The organism is Lysinibacillus sp. OF-1 (assembly GCF_028356935.1).
GTDB classification, from domain to species: Bacteria; Bacillota; Bacilli; order Bacillales_A; family Planococcaceae; genus Lysinibacillus; species Lysinibacillus fusiformis_D.
In genome coordinates this window covers 1,536,775-1,560,724 of the sequence record NZ_CP102798.1, presented here as the reverse complement: position 1 = coordinate 1,560,724, position 23,950 = coordinate 1,536,775, and the positions used below count along the sequence as shown (strand labels likewise).

Below are 23,950 nucleotides of genomic sequence, written 5' to 3'. Positions count from 1 at the left end.
CCTTTTTCTCTAATTTCCGTGACAACCTACTTGAAGTTATGCCTTCCTCCACCAAATGCTGAAGGAAGGTGGAATTTCGATTTTAATCATCTTTTATCTTATATTCAGTATTGAGCTAAAGAGGCCATTATTTTGACAGACTGCTCAGAAGGGCTTGACGTTCATTCCATGTCATTGGCGGAATCGTTGATGGACGTTCTACCATTGTAATGGCACCGTCGACAGGACAAACAATGGAGCATAGGTTACAGCCGACACAGTCTTCCTCACGAACCTTTAGCATTGGACGATCACCCTCTGTATAGAGATCAATACATTGATGGGAAGTATCCTCGCACGCAATATGGCACTTATTACAATTGATACAAACATCATTATTAATTTCTGCAACAATTTTATAATTTAAATCCAAATCACCCCAGCTTGAATATCTTTGCACAGAGCGACCTACTAAATCCATGACCGAAGCTAGGCCTTTATCATCTAAATAATTATTCAGTCCATCAATCATATCCTCCACAATACTAAAACCATGATGCATCGCTGCTGTACATACTTGGACGCCTGTGGCACCCATTAAAATAAACTCTGCTGCATCTTGCCAGTTCGAGATACCACCAATGCCCGAAATCGGTACATTGACTAATGGATTACGGGCACATTCTGCAACCATATTGAGGGCAATCGGTTTAACTGCTGGACCACAATAGCCACCATGTGCCCCTTTGCCAGCTACATTAGGTACTGTATTCCACGAATCTAAATCGACACCTGCTAAACTATTAATCGTATTAATCATACTAACTGCATCTGCTCCACCTCTTGTCGCTGCCTCCGCCGTTACAGTAATATCTGTAATGTTTGGTGTTAGCTTCACAATAACAGGTGTACGCGCTGCTTCCTTTACCCAGTACGTTTGTTTTTCCACCAACTCAGGGACTTGACCAGAGGCAGAACCCATGCCTCGTTCTGCCATCCCATGTGGACAACCAAAGTTAAGCTCAAGACCATCAACCCCCACATCTTCTACGCGTTTCACAATTTCATGCCACTTTTCCTGCTTTGGCTCTACCATTAACGAGGCAATAATCGCATGATTCGGAAATCTCTTTTTCGTCTCATATATTTCTTGTAAATTTACTTCTAATGGTCGATCTGTAATTAACTCAATATTGTTGAAACCTGCGACACGTTGACCATTAAAACTAACTGCTGCAAAACGAGAGGACACATTTAAAATTGGTTCCCCCAATGTTTTCCAAACAGCACCACCCCAGCCTGCTTCAAATGCACGCTGTACTTGATAACCTGAATTCGTTGGTGGTGCGGATGCTAGCCAAAATGGATTAGGTGATTTGATACCCGCTAAATTAATGCGTAAGTCAGCCATATAAGTTCCCCCTCTATCCCTTATTAACAAGCTATTTTGTACCGAAAGCATAGCATCAGGTATAAGCTGTAAGACCCCGACTTCAGAATGTAAAGGTATGCCCAAATATTCAAATGCTGAATCAACAGCCTGTAAAAACCCGATTGGTGAAACGAACAATCCGTGGAGGATGAAAAACCTCCACGGATTGAAGGTTCACTTTATCCCGTATTAACAGGCTGTAAGTCCACTACTTCCCAATGTAAAGTAATGCTAAAGTATTCAAATGAAGGATCAACAGCCTGTAAAAACCCGATTGGTGAAACTAACAATCCGTGGAGGATGAAAAACCTCCACGGATTGAAGGTTCACTTTATGCAATCTCACTTGGTTTTCTTAAACGTTCATGAATCTTGTATGCTGCATCTTTTCCTTGTTGTACAGCGGTCACCACCATCGCTTCCCCCTGTCCATTACCAAAGACAACATCTCCACAAGCAAATACTTTGTCATGAGACGTTTGCATTGTCGTTTCATCAATATCGACAACCCCATTTGTATGGGCTAAACCAAAGGCTTCAATTAACGATACAAAACGCGTTTGTCCAATGGCTTTAATCACCGCATCCACTTCGATGATAAAATTGGAGCCTTCAACTTCTTCTGGTCGTTGTCTCCCATCAGCACCAGCCTCACCAAGCTTCATTTTCACACATTCAATGCCTGTCACCTTGCCCGCTTCATTGCCAATAATTTTCTTCGGTGCAGTTAGCCATTTAAATTCCACGCCATCCTGCTTAGCAAATTCATATTCAAATTTGTACGCTGTCATTTCTTTTTGCGTTCTTCTGTACAGAATTTGCACATTGTCAGCACCTAAGCGCACTGCACTTGTAGCACCATCAATGGCTGTATTTCCTGCTCCAATCACAGCTACTCGTTTTCCTACAATATCATTTGTAAGCGGTCCCATTTTTGTTTTTCGCACAAAGTCAATGGCATCATGTACACCTTCTAGTTCTTCACCTTTAATGCCCAGATTCGGCACAGCCCCCATACCGACAGCTAATATCACACTGTCATATTGCGCCAAAATTTCAGCTGCTGTAATATCCACACCTACAGCTGTATTGGTTTGAATGTCCACACCGAGCTGTTCAATTTGGTCCACTTCCCAATCTACAACTTCATTTGGTAAACGGAACGCTACAATGCCATAGCTACCTAAACCTCCAGCCTTTGCCTCCGCCTCATAAATCGTTACATGATAGCCTAAGCGGCTGAGTTCACGTGCTGCCGATAAACCAGCAGGGCCTGCTCCAATAATGGCTACTTTCTGTCCATTATGCTGGCCTGGTTGGAATAGCTGGGCATTTGTTTCCATTGCCCAATCCGTTGCATAACGCTGTAACTCACCAATTTTAATTGGCTTTGTTGAAGAATTTAAGACACACGCCCCTTCACATAGTTCTTCTGTTGGACAAACCCTCGCACAGCTTGCACCAATAGGATTTGCTTCTAATATAGTCGTAGCAGAACCCTTCATATTACCAGATGCAATTTTTTTTATGAAATTCGGGATTTGAATACTTGTTGGACAGGCTTTAATACATGGAGCGTCATAGCAATATAGACAACGATTGGCTTCCTCAATAGCCTCATTCTTTGTCATCTTTCCTTTTAATTCCATGAAATTACGTCTAAGCTGTATGGTCATCGCGTTTTCTTGAATCGGAACCATTTCCACATCCCCCTCATGTGAGCATTTTTTCCGTGAATCAATTACTAAACCGATTGTTTTGTTCTCCAGTCAAAACAATCGGTCGTCTACTGAAGGAAGCTAAATATTTAACGCTTCCGCAACTACTGTTCTTAATGGACGTTTAATGTATTGTCCACTGCCAAGTATGCCTACAAATTCTTTATTTTTAATGACATATTTCCCTCGGACTAGGACACTAACAGGCTCCCCTGTCACTTCCCAGCCTTCATATGGGTTATAGTCAACATTCATATGATGCGTTTTAGCCGAAATTTGGCGTTTTGCCTCTGGGTCAAAAATAACGATATCCGCATCAGAACCAATCGCAATCGTTCCTTTTTGCGGGAATAAGCCAAATATTTTTGCCGCACTAGTAGAAATCATATCCACAAATTCATGGATTGAAATTCTCCCCTTTGCTACACCCTCCGAATATAAAATACTGAATCGATCTTCAATGAATGGCCCGCCATTTGGAATTTTCGAGAAATCATTTAAGCCTAGCTGCTTTTTGCCCTTAAAGCTAAAGGAGCATTGATCTGAGCCAATGGTCTGAAGCTGTTTCGCCTTTAATGCATGCCATAAATGCTCTTGATGATACTTCGGACGAAGTGGTGGCGACCATACATATTTGGCTCCCTCAAAGCCTGGCTGTGCTAAGGCTGATTGATCGAGTGTTAAATATGGCGGACAAGTTTCACCATAGACGTCATAGCCTTTTTCACGAGCAGCAATAATTTCATCCACTGCTTCTTTACATGTCACATGCACCACATAGAGCTTTGCTCCAGCAATATGGGCTAATTCGATGGCACGCTTTGTTGCCTCTCCCTCTAATTCGGCTGGACGAGTCAGTGCATGATAAATGGGTTCCTTATGACCAGCACGTCGAGCTTCTTCTACCAGCTCATCAATAACAGAGCCATTCTCACAATGTACCATCACCACAGCACCAAGATCTTTAGCGATTTTAAAGGCTTTAAATAAAGTACGATCTGTTGCTTGGAATTCTTTTGCATACGCCATAAAGACTTTTACAGAGGTAATGCCCTCTTGCTCCAGTAGCTTAGGTAATTCAGCTTCCGTTTCAGGTGTTAAGTCGCCAATCATTAGGTGGAAACCATAATCAATAGCTGACTTTCCTTTAGCCTTGTCATGCCATTTCTCCACCGCTGTAGACAATTTTTCTTCCCCAGCTGTTAAACAGAAATCTAAAATAGTAGTTGTCCCACCATAGGCCGCTGCAATTGTACCTGATTTCCAATCATCATCTGTCACCGTATTATTGAATGGCATATCTAAATGCGTATGGGGATCAATGCCACCAGGTAATACGTACTTACCTGTTGCATCAATTATTTCAGCATTAGCATCCGTTAAATTTTGTCCAATCTGAACAATTTTACCGTTATCAATTAAAATATCTGCCTCAAATACGTCAGCAGCAGTTGCAACTCGTCCACCTTTAATGATTTTTTTCATTGTGCCCCTCACCCTTCATCACAAAATTAGAGAATCCTTGATGTTTAATGCAGTGTATATGTCTCGCCCAGACTAAACTTTGTTTGTAGCGTTAACACCGTTTCTAGTAGAATATCTGCTCCCTTTGCACAATCCTCAAAGGTTGTTTCCTCTTCTTCACAATGACTCTTGCCTTCGATACTTGGGACAAAAATCATCGCGGAAGGAACCATACTTGCCATATACTGTGCATCATGACCAGCGCCGCTAAACATACGATGAGCTGAGTAACCAAAGCTTTGACATGCTCTTTCTACTTCATTGCAAATGGCGCTATCGAAATGCACGGTATCTCTTCCCCATAGCTTGACAGGCTGAATATGGCATCCGCCTGCTGTCTCTGGAAGTGCATGGAGAATATCCTCAACCAATTGCATGACCTCTGGCTTTTGGTGACGGGAATCAATGGTAAATGTCACCTTATTCGGGATGACTGTATGAATATTTGGAGAAACATGCATACGACCAAAGGTAAACACAAGCTGTTTATCCACCTTGCCTAATTGCTCATGGAGCTCTGTCATGATCGTCGATGCAACAATCATCGGATCTTTGCGCATTGACATTGGCGTTGTCCCTGCGTGATTCGATTGCCCCGTAATGGTGATTTCGTAGCAGACCATGCCTAGTACACCTTCAACAACACCAATCTCACGTTGTTTTGTCTCTAATACTGGCCCTTGCTCAATATGCAATTCAATATAAGCCAGTGCTTCTTTTAGACGATTGATCTGCTCTCCTTCATAGCCACTTGCTTGTAATGCTTCTTGAAAGCGAATGCCATTTTTATCTGTGGATTGCAGCATTTTTTCTTTATCAAACTTCGAGGTGATGACCCCTGAACTCATCATGGCTGGATCAAAACGTGCCCCCTCTTCGTTCGTGAAATTGACAATCATGAGTGGAATATCCACTTCAATGTCATTTTCCTTTATTGTTCGAATGGCCTCGATAGCTGTTAGTACGCCTAACACGCCATCAAATCTCCCACCTTTTTCAACAGAATCTAGATGGGAACCCATAACGATGGGCGGCACATTCTTTTTCCCAGGAAGCGTGGCATAAATATTCCCCATATCATCTACCTGAATGTTCATACCTAACGCCTCACAACACTTACAAAAATAGTTTCTTGCTAAAACGTCCTCATCCGAAAGAGACAAACGTGTGACACCACCATTGTCAGTGGCTCCAAATTGACTAAATTGTTCAATTAACTCTTGCAATCGTCTACTATTACATTTATACATATGCAAGTCCTCTCTTTCACAGTAGTTATTAAACATTCTAAAATAAATAAAACTTGTGAGATATGGATAGTAAACTAAAAAAATATGTGCAACTGCACATCATATATGGTAAGTTATGTTCATAATTAAGGGGGGTAAATATGGGGACGATTCGTAAAATTGTAGAGGGTGTTCAATTCCCAATGCTCACATTAGTCGCTGGACATAGTGGTACGTATCGCAGAGTTACTGGTATTAACGTTGTGGAGAGCAGTGATTTAATCATGTTTTGTAGACCTAATGAATTAGTCGTCACAACAGGCATTCATTTAGATGCACAAGCAGCTTCCTTAGAACAGCTTGTCAAACAAGCCTACACCAAAAAAGTAGCTGGCTTTATCATTAATACAGGGCCTTTCATTCCTGATATTCCTGAAGCCGTCATCTCTTTCGCTAATCAACATGATTTCCCTATTTTTCAAATGCCATGGAATTATCGTATTGCCGATCTATTAAAAACTACTTTTCAATTTATTGCCAACCATCATCAAGAGCTCTCCATCGAAGAAAAGGTACTTTTCAATCTACTATTTCACTACAAACAAAACGCTAACACGATGAAAGATCAACTAGCACAGCTAGGATTTCCCCACGGGAGAGAATTAGCGATCATTACTTGCACAACCATTGGCACCCAAGCCTCTATTGACCGTTATGAGGTGATGATGCAATTCGCTTTTCAAAATCGCTATCAACGCTTCTTAAAATTAAAGCATAAAAATCACCTCATTTTTCTAATTGATAAAGCTCAAATCATAACACCGAATGTACCCTTCTCAAAAGTCGTGGAAGAAATCTATGAAAAAATCACCTTAAAAAACGGTTTCTTAGATATTATTATCGGAAAAGGGAACTATTATAAAGAGCTAGAAAATGCTCGTAAAAGCTATGATGAGTCATTAACTGTCATTCATTTAGCACAGCTTCATAACAACCGTTACTTATACAAATATCAAGAAATTGGTGCCTATAAAATACTTATGGCTGTGCAAAATCAGCCCTTGATGAAGTCTTTCAGTCAGGATATTTTAGGACAGCTTTATCGCTATGATGAATTGCACAACACAGATTACGTTCCTTTTTTACGCATATTTGTTGAGGAAAATGGCAGTACAAGTAGGATTAGTGAACGTCAATTTATTCATCGTAATACGGTTCTTTATAAAATAAAGAAAATCGAAATGCTATTGGACATGGACTTAAGTAATCCCTTTACGAAAACTAACCTGTATATTGCTTTTTTAATTGAGGATGTTTTAACACATCAGTAGATTACTTAATTATCTGATTTTTAAATCTTTTTACTTCTGCTATTTTTTCAAAAAAACTCGGCTACAAAATTTGCGACATCCTCCTGAGATTGTGAGGCAACATGATATTGGTCACACCGTCATTGCCACAGAACGTGGTGTTTTTTGACGGTGTTCTTTTCTTTCAGCGATTGATTGAACACCCACTGCAAACACTCATCTCCCTCAGTGTAGGAGGAAATCTTCAGTTCAATCAAGATAAATACCCCTTCTAAAACACTTAAGGCATACATATAAAGTACAAATGGGGTCAACTGTGCATTTTCGTTGTCCACATCTGATACAAACATATGCATGCTATTCAACCACCTATACAGAGGGAGTGAAGCTTCGTGACTAATGTAACAAGCCCAAATTGGCAAGTGAAAGATGAACAATTTGTTTGGCACTCTATGAAGCCATACAATCCGAATGCAACGATGATTGTCCAATCGTCTAAAGGAGCATGGATTACCGACATTGAAGGAAAACGCTATTTAGATGCTATGGCTGGTTTATGGTGTGTGAATGTTGGCTATGGACGAGAGGACATTGCCAAAGTTGCCTATGAGCAATTGCTTGAAAATACGTATACACCATTATCTGTAGGGCATATCCCTGCCATTAAATTAAGCGAAAAAATTAGTGAGCTTTTAGAAGATGATTATGTCGTCTTTTTCTCCAATAGTGGCTCTGAAGCAAATGAGGCTGCCTTCAAAATCGCTAGACAATATCATCAACAAAAAGGTCATGCCAATCGAACGAAAATTATCTCTCGTTATCGTGCCTATCATGGGAGCTCAATGGGTGCTTTGGCAGCTACTGGACAAGCTCAGCGAAAATATAAATATGAGCCACTGGCACCTGGTTTTCTTCATGTCACACCGCCTGACACGTATCGTGCAAATGAAGACCATATTAAAAGTAAGGACCCTTGTGCATTACCATCCGTTCAAGCGATTGATCATCTTATGACATGGGAAATGTCCGATTCCATTGCAGCTATCATTATGGAGCCGATCATCACTGGTGGTGGCGTGCTTATGCCCCATGACCATTACTTACAAGGGGTCAAAACTATTTGTGAAAAGCATGGTGCATTGCTTATTGTCGATGAAGTAATTTGTGGTTTTGGACGTACTGGCAAAGCTTTTGGATTTCAAAATTACGGCATCCAGCCTGATATTGTGACAATGGCGAAAGGCTTAACAAGTGCTTATATGCCTCTGTCAGCTACAGCTGTTCGCCGTGAAATTTATGAGGCTTTTGCAGGGAGTGAGGAATATGACTTTTTCCGCCATGTCAACACATTCGGTGGATCACCAGCGGCATGTGCCGTAGCACTAAAAAATATTGAAATAATGGAGCGGGAAGATTTATTTGCCCAGTCCGCTTCGCTAGGAGCAACACTTCTGGCTACCTTACAGGAGCAATTAAAGGAACATCCATATGTTGGGGATATTCGTGGGAAAGGCTTATTGATTGGCGTTGAGCTTGTTCAAGATAAAGACAGCAAAACACCACTCGATGTTACGCTTGTAAACAAAGTGATTGCGCAATGTAAGGAACTCGGATTAATCATTGGGAAAAATGGTGTAACCGTTGCAGGTTTCAATAATGTATTGACATTATCTCCGCCACTGATTATCTCCTCAGATGAGAAAGATTTTATTATTGAAAAATTTGTGCAGGCATTACAATCTATTAAACTGTAGGAGGAATGGCTAGATGGTAACGAATACTGACATAAAAGAGCTAGGTCATTTTATCAATGGACAAACGATTTTAGGGAAAAGTGGCCAGTTATCAGATGTTTACAACCCAAGTACTGGCACTGTCATCGCTCGTGTTCCTTTAGCAACAACAGCGGAGGTGCAGGAAGCGATTACTGCTGCCAAAGCTGCCTTCCCAGCTTGGCGTGCTTTATCTATTGGGAAACGAGCAGAAATCGTCCTAAAGTTTCGCCAACTATTAACAGAAAATATGGATGAGTTAATCGATATGATCTGTACTGAAAGTGGCAAAACAATGGAGGATGCAAAAGGCGAAATTACACGAGGTTTAGAGTCAGTAGATTTAGCTATTAATGCCCCACATCTACTAAAAGGTGAATATTCCGTTAATGTAGGTGGTCATATCAATGCCTATTCGATGAAAGTACCATTAGGCGTAGTGGCGGCTATCTCGCCATTTAATTTCCCTGCCATGGTTCCACTAGCCATTACAAGCATGGCGATAGCCGTAGGAAATTGTGTGATTTTAAAGCCATCAGAGCGTGTTCCTTGCTCCGCTCTATTTTTATCAGAGCTATGGAAAGAAGCTGGTTTACCAGATGGTGTCTGGACTGTCATTAATGGCGATAAAGAGGCTGTCAATGAGCTGTTATGCAACCCAGCCATTGAAGCAATTTCCTTTGTCGGCTCTACACCCGTCGCAGAAGCTATTTATGCCACAGCCTCTAAACATGGGAAACGTGTGACAGCGTTAGGTGGTGGTAAAAATAATATGGTGGTTATGCCAGATGCTGACTTAGAGCACGTTGCCAATGCCTTTCTAGGTGCTGCCTTTGGAGCTGCCTCTCAGCGTTGTATGGCGATTTCAACTATTATTCCTGTAGGTGAGGATACAGCCAATAAATTAGTCAGTATTCTTGCTGATAAAATTGCCAAATTAAAAGTGGGTCCGTATACAGACTCCGAAGTCGATTTTGGACCAGTTATTACACAGCAGTCCAAGGATGCCATTATTGGTTTTATCGATCGTAGCGTGGAAGAAGGTGCTACAATTGTCTGTGATGGAAGAAATCCTAATATCGCCAAGCAATCGAATGGTTTCTACTTGGGTCCTACCCTACTCGATCACGTAAAGCCTGGGATGGAAATTTATGAGCAAGAAGTATTTGGACCTGCACGGAATATTGTTCGAGTAGCTACATTGGATGAGGCAATTGCTCTTATTAATGCCCATGAATTAGGGAATGGTGTGACAATCTTTACAAACAATGGTGCGGCTGCTCGGAAATTTACCACTGAAATTGAAGTTGGAATGGTAGGTGTCAACGTGCCCATTCCTATTCCAGTAGGCTATCACAATTTCGGTGGCTGGAAACGTTCAAGATTCGGTGAAGGGCATATGTTTGGCCCTGACCAAGTACGTTTCTTCACAAAAACGAAAACCATATCAGAAAGATGGGTGGAACAAGGAAATGATGTAACCTCATCCTTTGCTTTTCCGAGTAATCAAGACTAATCACTAAAATAAACATTCGTGTTGCTTCTTAAAGGAGCCATGCGAATGTTTTTGCTCTATTAAAAAAACTGACGAACCAAATTGGGTCACCAGTTTTTGCAGATTGATTAGTCGTTCTCTTTTTTCTCCACTTTTTTCACTTCTGTCTTTGTTACTTCAGTGAAATCCGCTTCCTCCCCAGCCTCCATGCCATAGCTAGGATTTCTGTCCATACGAGTGAATGTATCTACATCATCCTCGTCTTCAAATCGCTTCACAAGAATTGGTATGGTGATTAGACCCGCAAGTCCAACAAGGGCATATATCCATCGAGATAAGACCGCAGTTTGTCCACCAAACAAATAAGCAACTAAATCAAATCTAAAGAATCCAATGAGTCCCCAGTTGATTGCACCTATAATGACTAATACTAAGGCAATTCTATAAAGCACGCTCATGCGTACACCTCCTTTATCGTCTTTACTCCAAGCTGAATTTTTAGCAGGGAGATGTCATAAGAAGCGATAAAATGACAAAGACTAGTCATTAAAACCGCCATTTTGACGGTCTTATTTTTTGCAATAACTACTTTTTTATACAGCATGGAATTGCAGTGATGCTATTATCACAAAGAAAGGTACGACGATGAACGAACATTACTTGGATGGATTTTTATAGGTTTGCTCATGCTGAAGTAGCCATTCTTTGCGCCACATCCCGCCACCATACCCTGTCAACGTTCCATTGGAGCCAATAATTCGATGGCAAGGAACAACAATGCTTATATTATTTTTGCCATTGGCACTACCGACAGCTCTTACAGCTTTTTCATTGTTAATGGCCATTGCAATATCTTTATAAGAAGCTGTTTCACCATAGCCTATACTAGGTAAGGCATGCCAAACTGCTTGCTGAAAATCAGTACCTTTAAAGGTGTAGGGAAATGAAAATGCATGACGTTCACCAATAAAATACTCATGCAATTGCTTAGCACATGTTAGTAGCACTTGAGGAGTATCTCGTTGAGGGACATTGACAATCTCCCCTCGCTCTGCAAAATTAATCCCATCAATAGCTGTTTCACTACCTTCGATTTCAATAATTCCAATGGGCGATTTGTAATCTAATTTATACCGTTTCATATAGTGACCTCCATAAATAAAAGGTGGCATAAGCTTGCCAGCCTTGCCAATGTTTCGCATAGTGATGAATTTCCTCAAGCGTTGGTTTTCGCTCTAATGCTAATTGTGTTTTTATTGCATTATGCAATCCAACATCTGCAATAGGGAAAGCAGATGGCTCTTGTAAACATTTCATCAACACATAGTCGGCTGTCCATGCACCAATGCCTCGAATAGCCATTAAACTTTGTTTCATGTCCTCGTAGCCGTCTTTTTGACGCAATAAACCTTTTGTCAATTGACCATTTGCTATACTTTTCGCAATATCAATAATGTACTCTGATTTCCTCAATGTAAATTGAAGGCTTCTCAAGTCCTCTACCTGAATGGCTGCTATTTTTTCTGGTGTCGGAAAGAGCCAGTAGCTTTGTCCCTTAAAGTGAACATGCTCTCCAAAATGTTCTACAAATCGTTTTTTTAACGTATAAGCGAATGTTAAATTGATTTGTTGTCCAATAATAGCCCACACCAGTGCTTCAAATAAATCAGGAATTCCGATTAAACGTAATCCACTATATTTTTTCGTAAGTGAACATAAGATGGGATCCTGTTCAGCCATCTGGTAATAGTCCTGCAAGTTCCTGTTTAAATCAAACCACTCTGTTATATATTGTACGATGATTGCTCGTTCATGGACAGCTGGCTGATTCATCAGAAAGGATACTTTTATTTTATTGTCTTGCTCGGTGACGGTACATAAAATAAGCCGTTCATTTATCTTTAATAATTTGAAGAGTGTGTCCTTTTTTATATGATGCAAATTTTCTTGATTGGAGCGCTTTAAGAACAGCAAACATTCCATATAATTGAATTCTTTTGGTGGTTCGATGACTACATAACAATCGGCATTTATCCAATTCATAATAGGTCTCCTTTCTATGAAAGGTGTCGATATTGTGTAGGTGAACAATTTTTCAACCGTCGAAAAACTTTATAAAAATTGGATGGACTTTGAAATCCTACTTCATAGCAAATTTCTAAATTTGTAGCATCTGTATGCTTTAATAAGTGGGCAGCTTTATCAATTCTTATTTTTTCTAGATATGTTCTGGGAGTCTCTTCTGTTTCTTGTTTAAATAATCGTTCAAGATGAAATGGACTGATGCCGACATGCGCCGCCATATCCTGTAATGTCAGCTTTTGTTTATACTCGTTGATGATAAATGCTGTAATATTTTTAATCAATTGGGTATGTGGTGAATGTTCGATTTCAGGCTGACAACGTTTACATGCACGATACCCGGCTGCTTCTACTTCTTGAATATCTTCATAAAATTCAACATTCACCTTTTTCGGTTTTCTTGATTTACAGGAAGGACGGCAATATATTTTAGTGGTTTTAACTGCCGTATAAAATAGCCCATCATAGGTTTGATCACATGCTATGATTTTTTCCCACTTTTCCTCAAAGGATAAATTGATTGGATTGTCCACGAATGAACCACCTCGATTTCATAGATTACACATATAAAGAAGAAGTATCTTGGTCTTTTACTAATTGTGCAGCATGCTGTGATAAATAGGCAATGATTTTATCTGAAAGTGCATTGCCAAAGCTCAAACGCCTTACCCCTAATTCTTTTAATAGTTGGCAATTTGTTAATCCTGGTAAAGAAAGAAGATTGATGGGTGCATCCACATTGCTTGTGATAGCACTTATTTCATTGACATCTATTAAGCCTGGGATAAAGACCCCACTTGCTCCGCTCTCGCTATAAGCTTGTGCTCTCATCATGGTTTCCTCGAACGGATGCATTAGCAGCAAATACGTATCTGTTCTTGCATTAATAAAGAAATCTTTATAGCCATGATTATCTAGCCTTGCCCTCATATTTGCTAGCAGGTGACAGTGTTTTGTTATATTTCTTAATCCAGTTTGCTTTTTAAAGGAATCCTCGATGTTAATTCCTGCTACTCCAACATCTGCTGTTCTTAACACATTGTCGATAATACTTTGTTCATCATGACCATACCCCGCTTCAATATCCGCAGATACGGGGATGTTCACCTGCTCTGCAATAGCTTGAATAATATTTAGATGGTGTTGAAAGTCTATCCATTCACCGTCAGCATAGCCTAATGAATTCGCTATACCCCAGCTAGTTGTGCCAATCGCCTGAAAACCTGCTTTTTCTAATGCTAATGCCGATAATACATCCCAAGCATTTCCTAAAAACAACAGCTCTTGTGCACAATGTAAATCATTGAATTCCTGAATTTTTGACATAGCGAAAGCCTCCATACTGTTTGATTGACCTCATATTATCAGGAATTCTCCACTTATTTCGTCCTCAATCTTGCTATTATGGTCTTGTTGGACGCAATAGGAGCATACAAAAAAGACGTCCAAAACAATCGCTTTGTCCTGACGTCTTTTCATGTTATTTCAAATCAAACTACATTAAGTAAGCACCTGTTCCTTTGCATGCTTACGCTGGAAGGCAATCTCTTGTCGTTTTTCTTTCGTTACACGTTGCCAAATGACCACTGTAATAAACCCAATAATGGCTAAGATGTTCAACAAGCAACGGAAATCGTCATGAACTATATTACTGAGATTGTTCGAAACGCCAACCTTTTTTTATGTGTAAAATAAAAATAAGCAACAGTGATTATGATAGCAAAATAATATTATCAAACCCCTCAATACAATAGTAAAACCCCTTCTAGCTTATGCTAAAAGGGGTTACTGTTATTTTTGCCAATGATTTAGTTCTTTTAACAATTCGGGTAGCTGTAATTTCCTTACGTCGATGGGCGGTAATGCCTTAATAAACTCTTTTCCATAGGACTTACTAGTAATACGACGATCTAGTACAATGAACGCACCTTTATCTTGTGAAGAACGAATTAATCGACCAAAGCCTTGCTTAAAGCGCATAATGGCCTCTGGTAAGGAAAGCTCTGTAAAGGAATTACGGCCTTGAGCTGTTAGATGCTTTGCTCTCGCTTTAAAGACGGGCTCTTCTGGTGAAGAAAATGGTAGGCGTACGACAATGACAGAGGCAAGGGCATCCCCTGGCACATCCACACCCTCCCAAAAGCTATTTGTGCCAAAAAGCACGGCATGGCTAAATTTTTGGAATGATTTTAAAATGCGCATACGGCTACCGCCTGTCACACCTTGTGCAAAAAGCATATAGTCATCTAAAAGCTCACTATCTTGAATAAGCTCGACCGTTTTTCGTAGCATATCCTGTGCCGTAAAGAGCACAAAGCAACGCCCCTCTGTCATACGAACTGTCCGTGTAATAGCATGGGCAACAGCCTCAATGTATTCTTCTTGGCTGACATGCTGAATATCTGGCATATCAGTTACAATAAATGCCTTAGCGCCCGCATAATAGGCTGGTGGTGCTTGTAGTTTCATAACTTTGACTTCATTTGAGATGCCTAGCTGACGTGTAATAAAACGTTCATTGCCAGGTACCGTTAATGTACCTGATGTCCAAACAATACTTGCTTGCTGACGTAGAGGTGCTAACACTTGTTCAATAATTGGTGTGACATTGACGGGCTTTTTAAAGACATGGAGACTGCCTGGAACACTTCGTACATCAAATTCTAACCAAACAGAATTGCCGTCCTGCGGGGAGAGAAAAATATCTTCCCATTCTGCAATTTTTATTTTCACTTCTCGAATCCAATACTGCCATTCAGACAATACAAAAAGGTCATTTTTATCTAATTGCTCGATATTATTTTCGAAAGCCTGCGTAATTCCACTAGCTAGATCCAACCATTGCTGTGTCAGTTTACTGACTAGTGCAAATGGCTCTTTCGCCAATGAAACATCCTCTAAAAACAAGGTACATTTACTACCAGTTTGCTTCCCTTTAACTTGCTGTTGCATTTTTTGAATCGCTTGCTGAATTGTTTCATCAAATGTTCGTTGTAGACGGATAAATTGTGCATCCAGTCGCTGTAAATTTTGCATAGCTACTCGCTGTTTTTTCTTTGCTGCCTGGCAAAACTGTTGAAATAAAGCACTGTCCTCCATCGTGCCGATTTGGCCGAAAATATACTTCCATTGTGTATAGGAGAAGACAACCTCATCTTGCTGCATTGCTGCCTGAATAAATTGATGTGCCTCATCCATAATCCAGCCATCAATTTGTGTAAAGAGCGGTGTTTGACGCACTAAATCGCTCAATACCATGGCATGATTCGTCACAATACAGTCCGCAACAGTGCTATTCTTTAACGCTCGTTCATAGAAATCAAAGCCCTTTGAAGGCTTGTCACTCGGTATTTTGCGGATTTTCTCTAAAAACAGTTGGCCGCCACCAGAAACATTGAGCTCACTTAACACACCTGTCTCTGTTTTTGTCAGCCAAACAAGTATTTGTAAAATAGTAAATGTATCATCATAGGATTCATCAGCATGGGCCATACATTGCTCAAAGCGTTCCAGATCAATGTAATGTTGCATTCCCTTTAGCACACATAAATTCACTTTTGTCCCAAGAATTTTTTCAATCTTAGGTAGCTCTTCCTCTACAAGCTGTTCCTGTAGATGAGAAGTATAGGTGCTAATGGCTATCTTTTTATGGACAGCTCGTGCATACAAAATCGCAGGAAGTAAATAGCCAGCGGTTTTGCCAATACCTGTAGAAGCTTCAATCACACACTCTTTTTGTTCATGTAATGCCTGCCAAATCGTGTCCATCATCTCAAATTGTGCAGGTCTTACCTCAAAATTTGGGAGTGCCTTTGCCATGAATGCCTTTTTTTCATCCACCGTTTGCGGATAGTCCATCGTTTGTGATTCATTCTCATGCTGATTACGACCATTACAAATGGCAAAATTGCGGTAATAATGCACATTTTCATGACCTGTCAGATGCTGACGTTTAATTTGTAATGCCTCGAAAAAAAGCTGAGCAATATTTGATTTCATGCGAAATGAACGCTTGTGCATCTGCTCTAGCGTTAGCTGTGGGAGATTTAACAGCTCCTTCCAGCAATATTTGAATAGCTCTGCCGTAGCAAGAGCATCGTCGTCTGCTCGATGTGCATTGGCTAGCTCGATATTTAAATCTGCTGCTAAATCCCCTAGCTTAAAGCTGAGGGACATCGGAAACAAAATTTTAGCTAGCTCCACCGTATCCATTTTTTTACCCTGCCACTTCAATAGTCCGGCACGTTTAAATTCTGCTTGTAAAAAGGATAAGTCAAAATCTGCATTATGTGCGACAAACACACAATCAGTTAAGAGTTCATATATGTAATCCGCATGTGCCTCAAATGGTAAGGCATCCTTAACATCTTCATCCGTGATATGCGTTAAATCTTGAATGAAAGATGGAATGGTTTTTCCTGGATTAATGAACTTCGTATAGGTACGCTCAATTTCCCAATCTTTCATAATAACAATCGCGATTTGAATCATCCGGTCTCCATTTGCTGGTGAATGACCAGTTGTCTCCAAATCTACAATTGCATATTTTTGACTTTCCATCATACATCTCAACTCACAGTTCACATTAGATAAGTTGAATTTTATCATAGATTTGTCTTTACGGCATCCTTTCTCCTCCTTCGGTGAGCCACTTCATCCATACAAAAAACGCAACCTTAGAGGAAGCCCCTAAGGTTGCGTAAAAGAAAATACGATTACCTGTTTACCTAATCAATCAGAAGTTTATTGTTTTTTAGCTAGGTCAACAATACGACCTTCTGTTGTTGTTTTCACTTCTTTTAGGGATAGTAATTGCTCTTGAAGGTTTTCCCAGTCAGACAAGCCTAAATCTGTAACACGACCTTCTTCATATGCTTTCGCAAACATATCAAAGCCATCTCCACCTTTAGCCGTGTATGCATTCGTTGCTACTGTATACCGTTTATCATCCTGCAACGGAACGTACTTACCTGTCGCTTTGTCGAAGTACTCCACAGATACAACACGTGAGCCTGCTTCTTTCGATGAATCATATTGTAATTTTGCCCCAGCGATGTGCAGGAAGCCACCATTTTCATTCGGTACATTTTTCAATGATACTTCAAACGCAGCTTTTAGCTCAGCACCAGTTGCGTCCATTAATGCTAATGTATTACCAAATGGTAAGACTGTAATAACCTGACCAACAGTAATATTACCTGCTGGAATTGCTTCTCGGATACCTCCTCCGTTTTGCAATGCCATTACAACTGTTTTATCTGTAAATTTTTGTGCTTTTGCTAACATACCATCAGTAATAATATTACCTAGAGCTGTTTCATTGCTACGCACACTTTCAAAACTAGTTTCACTTGAACGAGGGTTGGCTAATGCTTCTTTCAGTGTTACACCAATTTCTTTGTTGTTCACTTCATCTACTTTTGCTTTATACGGTGCAAGCAGCTTCACTAATTTCTTATCTTCCGCTACTTTACCAAGGTCAATTAATTCACCTTTATACTTTGTGACAACACCATCTCCATCAAATGTTACATCGAGTGTACCTAAATATTTTACATACTCATTTGCTTGTACAATTAATGTAGCATCTTTTGCTTCGCCAACCGTGTTTGTGTCAACTACAAATGGTTCCTCTAATTTTGTATGATCATGACCACCAACAATGACATCAATGCCTGGTACGTTTTGTGCTAGTAAAATATCATTATCCACATTAGGGTTATCGTTATAACCGATATGTGTTAAAGCGATAATTTTGTTGACGCCCATTCCTTCAAAGGCAGCCACTGCTTTTTCCGCTTCCTCGATATAGTTTGTAAATTTCACTTTGTTTGGAGAAGCAATATCTTTCGTTTCTTCTGTCGTTAAGCCGAAAATACCTACTTTTTCTCCATTGATTTCTTTCACGATACCTGAATAAATTTTACCGTTTTCAGGCTCACTTGAAATTAAATCTGTAAATAAACCAGTGAATTTGTCATCTGCTGAGAAATCTGTATTGGCATCCACAAATGGGAATTTAGCACCTTTAATAAAGTCTACTAGTGCTTGATGGCCTTCAGGTGATGAACCTAAATCAAATTCGTGGTTACCAAATACCATGGCGTCAAAGCCGATTTCATTTAATAATGCTAAGTCTGCTTGTCCATGGAATTCGTTAAAGTATAGTGTACCGCTAAATGCATCACCAGCATGTAATGTTAGAACATTCTCCTTTGCTGCACGTTGCTCCTTTACAGCTGTTGCTAATTTAGGTAGTTCATTTGCACGAGCGTGTGTATCATTTACATGTAAAATTGATAAAGTAAATCCATCTTCTGGCGTTGATTTTGTTAGGGCTTCTGCAATCACAGTTGCTAGCTGTCCACGTGTAACATTTTCGCTAGCCGCATGGTTTTTTACACTTTCTAGCTCTGGTAATGTTGGAATAGACGACAAGATTTTTGCTAAATCACCATGTGTAATTGTTTGGTTTGGACGGAATGTTTTGTCCCCATAGCCTGAAATAACTTTTAGCTCTACAAGCGCTGCAATGGAACCATAATATGGATTGGATGCACCAATATCCGTAAAGTTAGGATTCTCAACATCTTTCGTATCCAGCTTTAAGGCACCTGCAATCATTTTAGCAGCCTGTCCACGTGTGACATTTGTATCAGGTTTAAATGTACCATCTGGGTATCCGCTAATAATCCCCGCTGCATAAAGAGTAGCGATGCCATCAAAGTCTGCATGACTTTCTTTTACATCTGAAAAAGGACTTGCTGCCGATACTGGTGCTACTGCTACCGCTGTTACAGCTAACGCTGCGGCAGTTGCTGTTAAAAATTTGTTACGTTTATTTTCCATTACAAATGATACCTCCACTAGTAAAATGATGTACTAACAACTAAATTCTACATAAATATGACACAAAATACTAGAACATTCGAATTTTTTTACAAAATTATAATCTTAAAACTAGTTTAATAATAAGAAAAGAAAAATTTTTCCAAAACTTTTGTAATGGATACGAATACAGAAAAAAGGAGGATCGGCTATACTTTGCCATCCTCCTATCTAATATCAAATTATAAATTGCTGCGTCCATCTTAATGAATGCTACTCACTTCACTACATCACTGTTGCTTCTGGCTCATGTGCAATCATTTCTTTAATAGTATTGCCCTCTCCCATAATGGCCACTGTTGGTTTATGCTCTTTGGCTTCATGATTATCCACATAGACATAGGAAATAATGATCACAATATCACCACGTTGCACAAGTCGCGCTGCTGCACCATTCACACAAATTACGCCTGAACCTCGTTCACCAGCAATGATATATGTTTCAAAACGAGCACCATTATTATTATTCACGACATGTACTTTTTCATTTGCTAGCATACCTACTGCATCTAAAATATCTTCATCAATTGTTATGGAGCCGACGTAATTTAAATCCGCCTGTGTCACTGTTGCACGGTGGATTTTACTATTCATCATCATACGTAACATATTTACAGTCCTTCTTTCACAGTAAAGATACAATTATCGATTAAGCGTGTTTTACCTATATAGACAGCTGCTGCCAACAGAGCTTGCTGTGTCGTAGCAGTCACGGGTGTTAAATCTGGGTAAGCTAATATTTGGATATAGTCAATCTGACCATGCGTTCGTGCATGAATATGAGCTTTTGCTTTAGCCAGTGCACGCACAGCATCACCATTCGCTAGAAAGCTATCACGTGCCAATTGTAATGCTTCATAGATGGCTGGGGCCTCCTGTCGCTCTGTCTCACTTAAATAGACATTGCGAGAAGATTTCGCTAAACCGTCTTCCTCACGGACAATTGGGACAACACGTATTTCTAATGGGAAATTAAAATCACGTACCATCGTTGCAATAATGGCAACTTGCTGTGCATCCTTTTGTCCAAAATAAGCCCGAGTTGGTTGTGCTAAGTGAAATAATTTCGAGACAATCTGTAACACGCCATCAAAATGGCCTGGACGACTCGCACCACAAAGAATGGTTGCTTGCTCACCAGCCTGTATACGGATGCCACCATCGTGGGGATACATTTCTTCCACACTTGGTGCAAACATAATATCAACACCAACAGACTGTGCCAATGCAGTATCTCTAGGTAAATCACGAGGATAGCTTTCAAAATCTTCATTTGGTCCAAATTGTGTTGGGTTGACGAATATACTCATAACGACTACATCATTTTCAGCACGAGCTGTTTGTGCCAATGTTAAATGACCTTCATGTAAATAGCCCATCGTCGGAACAAGTCCAATGGTTTGATGAGCCTGCTTGGCTGCGTTTATTTCTTCAGCTAATGCTTGTATGGTAGTTACGACTCTCATGCTTGGACGCCCCCATATAACTTATCTAATGCTTCTTCTTTCATCGTAAAGAAATGCTTTGGTGCAGGGAAAGTACCTGCTTTCACAGCTTCAACATAGCGAACCATGCCAGCGCTTGCTTCTTTGCCCATATCGGCAAATTGTTGAACAAACTTCGGCACATGATGTGAGCCGTAGCTTAACATGTCATGATACACCAGCACTTGTCCATCAGCTTCTACTCCTGCACCAATGCCAATGGTCGGAATCATTAAACTAGCGGAGACAACCTCAGTCAGCTGGTGAGGGATACATTCTAATACGACTGCACAAGCACCCGCTTCTTCGCATTGTTTTGCTTCTTCAATTAACGTGGCAGCCTGTTCAGCCGTTTTTCCTTGTACTTTATAACCGCCTAGCACCCCTGCTGACTGTGGCAATAAACCTAAATGAGCAACGACAGGAATACCAGCTGATGTTAATTTACGAATGACAGCAATAACCTCACCCGCTCCCTCTACCTTTAAGGCATCAGCCCCAGTTTGTTGCATCATCGCAATGGCTGTTGTTAATGTTTCATTGACATCGCCATGATAAGAACCGAATGGCATATCCACGACCATAAACGTATCCTTTGCTCCACGTCGAACCGCTTTAGCATGATGAATCATATCCGCTACAGTCACTGGCATTGTAGAATCATAGCCAAGCACGACCATTCCAAGTGAATCACCGACCAGTATCATATCGACACCAGCGTCTTCAGCGAATGTAGCAGCCGGATAATCATAGGCCGTCACCATTACGATTTTTTCGCCTGCTGCTTTCATCTTTAAAAAATCTGTCGTCGTTTTCATGTTGTAGTCCTCCTTTTTTAAGGGAAGAAAACAGAAAAACCCCTCTGTGCCGAAAAAGGACAGAAGGGTAGTGTTTCGTTCATTGGAAAAACCTCATCAAGAGGCAATAGCTTACAAAAAGAAAGCTATTTGAACGTATCGTTTTCTTCCGTCCCTGTCTAAAAAGATCAAGGCAGATATTGGTTAATATGGGATCTTGCGCTTTTGAAGGTGCCGTTCACAATGGATACTGCCCTTCAGCTCATACTATAACAGATTCTCCTACTAATCTTCAAATATTATTTTTTTACAATATCATCGTTTAACGACATTGGTAAAATTTATCTTTTATTAGAATTGACAATTAATGCTATACGTCATATACTATCCACATACTATACGTCATATAATATAAAATGAAGTATAGGTACTATATGTGAGGTGGAGAGATGACATTTCAGCTTGGTTCAGCTTTACTTGATGCTTGTGTATTGGCTATCGTCGATAAAGAGGACGCCTATGGCTATTCTTTAACACAGCAAGTACAATCGGTCATGGAGATTTCGGAGTCTACACTGTACCCAGTATTACGCCGCTTACAAAAAGCACATTACTTAACAACATACGATCAGCCCTATCAAGGTAGAAATAGACGCTATTATCAAATTACAGAGCAAGGACGTATACGATTATTAGAGCTATTAAAAGAATGGCAAGTGTATAAGGAAAAGGTTGATTGTGTACTTTTAGGAGGGAATTTAGATGGATAGAGCAAGCTATTTGAAACAGCTACGAGGAAAATTACGTCGGCTTCCTGCGCATGAGTTAGATGCTGCACTTACTTATTATGAAGAATACTTTGCGGAAGCTGGAGAGGAAAATGAGCAACAGGTCATGTCGCAACTTGGCTCCCCTTCTCATGTCGCCTCACAAATATTAGCTGATTTCGCACTAAAGGATTTGGAAACCTCCTCAGCCAAATCAACGAAAAAGAATATGTCAGCCATTTGGCTCATTATTCTAGCCATATTGTCTGCGCCACTTTCACTGCCATTACTGGCAACAGCTATTGCACTTATTTTTTCATTCGGCGCAGTCATCGTCAGCTTGATCCTGGCTATTATCGCGACAGTCATTAGTATTTTTGCTGGTGGCATCGTAGCCCTTATTTCAGGCTTCTTGATTTTAACAGAGCATTGGCCTACTGCACTGCTCTTTATGGGTGCGGGATTGGTTGTAACGGGCTTAGGTGTCCTACTCTTTCCTTTTGTCACACGTTTTATTAAGAAAACGGTTCTTGTTTCTGTTGAAGCATTAGGAAGACTATTCCACAAAATAACGAAAAAACGGAAAGGGGGCTTCTAAATGACATCTAAAAATACCCTTATCGCCATGACAATGATTGCATTAGGTATTTTACTTGCATTGGTTGGTTATTTTTCGGGCGGTCGCTGGCTTATTTTCAAAGATGCCGACGGTCTTCACGTCCCAAGCCATACAAATCTAGTGAGTCAATCACATGAGTTAGATACGTTTACAAGTATTAATATAGTGAATGACTATGGAGATATTGAAATTATTGCGAGAGATAACGACTATAGATTAGAGACACAGGTCTTTGAGCAGCAAGACGTAACCTATCATATAGACAATGGTGTTTTAACGATTGAAACAAAGGCGAAGAAAAGGGATGGTTTTCAATTTGGCTTTAATAACTTTTCTTCTCCCTCTATCAAGCTCTATGTCCCGAAAGATACAAAAGTAGAGTCAGTTGTAATAGACAGTGATTTTGGTGATACAGCTGTTCGTGGATTACATTATGAGGAGCTTCAACTCATGCAAGATTACGGAGATATTACCTTCACTAACACGACTGGTGACAAAACAGAGATTACACAGTCCTTTGGTGATTTGACGCTCCAACAATATGCTAGTAACGGCATTAGCATTGAAAGTGAGCATGGTGACATCACTATAGATGGTACATTAAATGGTCAATCCACCATTTCTTCTAGCTTTGGCGATATGACACTTCACTTACAAAACAAACAAAGTGATTTAGGCTATGACTTAAAAACTAGTTTCGGTGATATTACGATGGATGGTGAAGAACAAAGTGGCAAGGTGACGCAAGTAACTAATGGTGACCATCAACTGCATGTTTCCTTATCACATGGTGATTTAGATGTATCACTGAAGTAAAGTTGAATTCAAGAAGCTGCAAGAAAAATTCCTTGCAGC

Annotated in this window: 22 protein-coding genes; 6 read left to right on the top strand and 16 right to left on the bottom strand. The window is 40.1% G+C overall.

Annotation, left to right across the window (positions count from 1 at the left end):
* Positions 1-127: 127 nt before the first annotated feature.
* From preA to NV349_RS07385, 4 genes are all read right to left on the bottom strand, one after another.
* Positions 128-1,390 (bottom strand): NAD-dependent dihydropyrimidine dehydrogenase subunit PreA, encoded by a 1,263-nt coding sequence (gene preA / locus NV349_RS07400; RefSeq protein ID WP_036118683.1) that lies wholly within the window; start codon positions 1,388-1,390, stop codon positions 128-130.
* A 352-nt stretch (positions 1,391-1,742) separates the two neighbouring features.
* Entirely contained in the window at positions 1,743-3,110 is a 1,368-nt protein-coding gene (locus NV349_RS07395; protein ID WP_089933262.1) for an NAD(P)-dependent oxidoreductase, read from the bottom strand.
* A 99-nt stretch (positions 3,111-3,209) separates the two neighbouring features.
* Positions 3,210-4,613 carry a dihydropyrimidinase gene (gene hydA / locus NV349_RS07390; protein ID WP_271912813.1) on the bottom strand — a complete coding sequence of 468 codons (1,404 nt, stop codon included), beginning with the start codon at positions 4,611-4,613 and terminating at the stop codon, positions 3,210-3,212.
* 44 nt (positions 4,614-4,657) lie between these two features.
* Positions 4,658-5,902 (bottom strand): Zn-dependent hydrolase, encoded by a 1,245-nt coding sequence (locus NV349_RS07385; RefSeq protein WP_271912812.1) that lies wholly within the window; start codon positions 5,900-5,902, stop codon positions 4,658-4,660.
* 140 nt (positions 5,903-6,042) lie between these two features.
* Here NV349_RS07385 and NV349_RS07380 point away from each other — a divergent pair, with 140 nt between their 5' ends.
* Entirely contained in the window at positions 6,043-7,212 is a 1,170-nt protein-coding gene (locus NV349_RS07380) for a PucR family transcriptional regulator (RefSeq protein WP_036118693.1), read from the top strand.
* A 119-nt stretch (positions 7,213-7,331) separates the two neighbouring features.
* Here the strand turns inward: NV349_RS07380 and NV349_RS07375 are convergent, their stop codons facing one another.
* Positions 7,332-7,547 (bottom strand): hypothetical protein, encoded by a 216-nt coding sequence (locus tag NV349_RS07375; RefSeq protein ID WP_036118696.1) that lies wholly within the window; start codon positions 7,545-7,547, stop codon positions 7,332-7,334.
* Between the two features lie 36 nt (positions 7,548-7,583).
* Between NV349_RS07375 and NV349_RS07370 the strand changes: the two genes are divergently transcribed.
* A complete protein-coding gene (locus NV349_RS07370) occupies positions 7,584-8,945 on the top strand; it encodes an aspartate aminotransferase family protein (protein WP_271912810.1) in 1,362 nt (453 codons plus the stop codon).
* A gap of 13 nt (positions 8,946-8,958) precedes the next feature.
* Positions 8,959-10,479 (top strand): CoA-acylating methylmalonate-semialdehyde dehydrogenase, encoded by a 1,521-nt coding sequence (locus NV349_RS07365; protein WP_271912808.1) that lies wholly within the window; start codon positions 8,959-8,961, stop codon positions 10,477-10,479.
* A gap of 107 nt (positions 10,480-10,586) precedes the next feature.
* Here the strand turns inward: NV349_RS07365 and NV349_RS07360 are convergent, their stop codons facing one another.
* The 11 genes from NV349_RS07360 to panB all read right to left on the bottom strand — a co-directional run bounded on the left by NV349_RS07360 (position 10,587) and on the right by panB (position 21,730).
* Positions 10,587-10,916: a DUF378 domain-containing protein gene (locus NV349_RS07360; protein ID WP_036125191.1), complete on the bottom strand. Its 330-nt coding sequence runs from the start codon at positions 10,914-10,916 to the stop codon at positions 10,587-10,589.
* A gap of 198 nt (positions 10,917-11,114) precedes the next feature.
* Positions 11,115-11,600 carry a methylated-DNA--[protein]-cysteine S-methyltransferase gene (locus NV349_RS07355; RefSeq protein ID WP_271912806.1) on the bottom strand — a complete coding sequence of 162 codons (486 nt, stop codon included), beginning with the start codon at positions 11,598-11,600 and terminating at the stop codon, positions 11,115-11,117.
* Positions 11,587-12,501: a DNA-3-methyladenine glycosylase family protein gene (locus NV349_RS07350; RefSeq protein ID WP_271912803.1), complete on the bottom strand. Its 915-nt coding sequence runs from the start codon at positions 12,499-12,501 to the stop codon at positions 11,587-11,589. Before NV349_RS07350 ends, NV349_RS07355 begins: the two co-directional genes overlap by 14 nt.
* 14 nt (positions 12,502-12,515) lie before the next feature.
* The gene (locus NV349_RS07345) at positions 12,516-13,073 is read right to left on the bottom strand and encodes a bifunctional transcriptional activator/DNA repair enzyme AdaA (RefSeq protein WP_036125187.1); all 558 of its coding nucleotides are present in this window, start codon (positions 13,071-13,073) and stop codon (positions 12,516-12,518) included.
* A gap of 25 nt (positions 13,074-13,098) precedes the next feature.
* Positions 13,099-13,866 carry an isocitrate lyase/PEP mutase family protein gene (locus NV349_RS07340; protein ID WP_036125184.1) on the bottom strand — a complete coding sequence of 256 codons (768 nt, stop codon included), beginning with the start codon at positions 13,864-13,866 and terminating at the stop codon, positions 13,099-13,101.
* Positions 13,867-14,040: 174 nt separating this feature from the next.
* The gene (locus tag NV349_RS07335; protein ID WP_271912799.1) at positions 14,041-14,163 is read right to left on the bottom strand and encodes a hypothetical protein; all 123 of its coding nucleotides are present in this window, start codon (positions 14,161-14,163) and stop codon (positions 14,041-14,043) included.
* Positions 14,164-14,331: 168 nt separating this feature from the next.
* Entirely contained in the window at positions 14,332-17,103 is a 2,772-nt protein-coding gene (gene dinG / locus NV349_RS07330; RefSeq protein WP_271912797.1) for an ATP-dependent DNA helicase DinG, read from the bottom strand.
* Positions 17,104-17,283: 180 nt separating this feature from the next.
* Complete coding sequence (locus NV349_RS07325) at positions 17,284-19,389, bottom strand: 5'-nucleotidase C-terminal domain-containing protein (RefSeq protein ID WP_271912795.1); 2,106 nt, start codon at positions 19,387-19,389, stop codon at positions 17,284-17,286.
* A gap of 264 nt (positions 19,390-19,653) precedes the next feature.
* The gene (gene panD, locus NV349_RS07320; RefSeq protein WP_036124512.1) at positions 19,654-20,037 is read right to left on the bottom strand and encodes an aspartate 1-decarboxylase; all 384 of its coding nucleotides are present in this window, start codon (positions 20,035-20,037) and stop codon (positions 19,654-19,656) included.
* A 2-nt stretch (positions 20,038-20,039) separates the two neighbouring features.
* Positions 20,040-20,894, bottom strand: coding sequence for a pantoate--beta-alanine ligase (panC, locus tag NV349_RS07315; protein WP_036124514.1), 855 nt, complete (start codon positions 20,892-20,894; stop codon positions 20,040-20,042).
* Positions 20,891-21,730: a 3-methyl-2-oxobutanoate hydroxymethyltransferase gene (gene panB, locus NV349_RS07310; RefSeq protein ID WP_271912793.1), complete on the bottom strand. Its 840-nt coding sequence runs from the start codon at positions 21,728-21,730 to the stop codon at positions 20,891-20,893. The genes panC and panB overlap by 4 nt, the downstream gene beginning before the upstream one ends.
* Before the next feature lie 428 nt (positions 21,731-22,158).
* On the opposite strand from panB, the gene NV349_RS07305 reads away from it, so the two are divergent.
* Genes NV349_RS07305 through NV349_RS07295 form a run of 3 tightly spaced genes read left to right on the top strand, consistent with a single transcriptional unit; the run spans position 22,159 to position 23,911 of the window.
* Positions 22,159-22,479 (top strand): PadR family transcriptional regulator, encoded by a 321-nt coding sequence (locus NV349_RS07305; protein WP_036124518.1) that lies wholly within the window; start codon positions 22,159-22,161, stop codon positions 22,477-22,479.
* Positions 22,472-23,074, top strand: a complete 603-nt coding sequence (locus NV349_RS07300; RefSeq protein WP_036124520.1) for a DUF1700 domain-containing protein — start codon at positions 22,472-22,474, stop codon at positions 23,072-23,074. The genes NV349_RS07305 and NV349_RS07300 overlap by 8 nt, the downstream gene beginning before the upstream one ends.
* Positions 23,075-23,911 carry a DUF4097 family beta strand repeat-containing protein gene (locus tag NV349_RS07295; protein ID WP_271912790.1) on the top strand — a complete coding sequence of 279 codons (837 nt, stop codon included), beginning with the start codon at positions 23,075-23,077 and terminating at the stop codon, positions 23,909-23,911.
* Positions 23,912-23,950 lie beyond the last annotated feature (39 nt).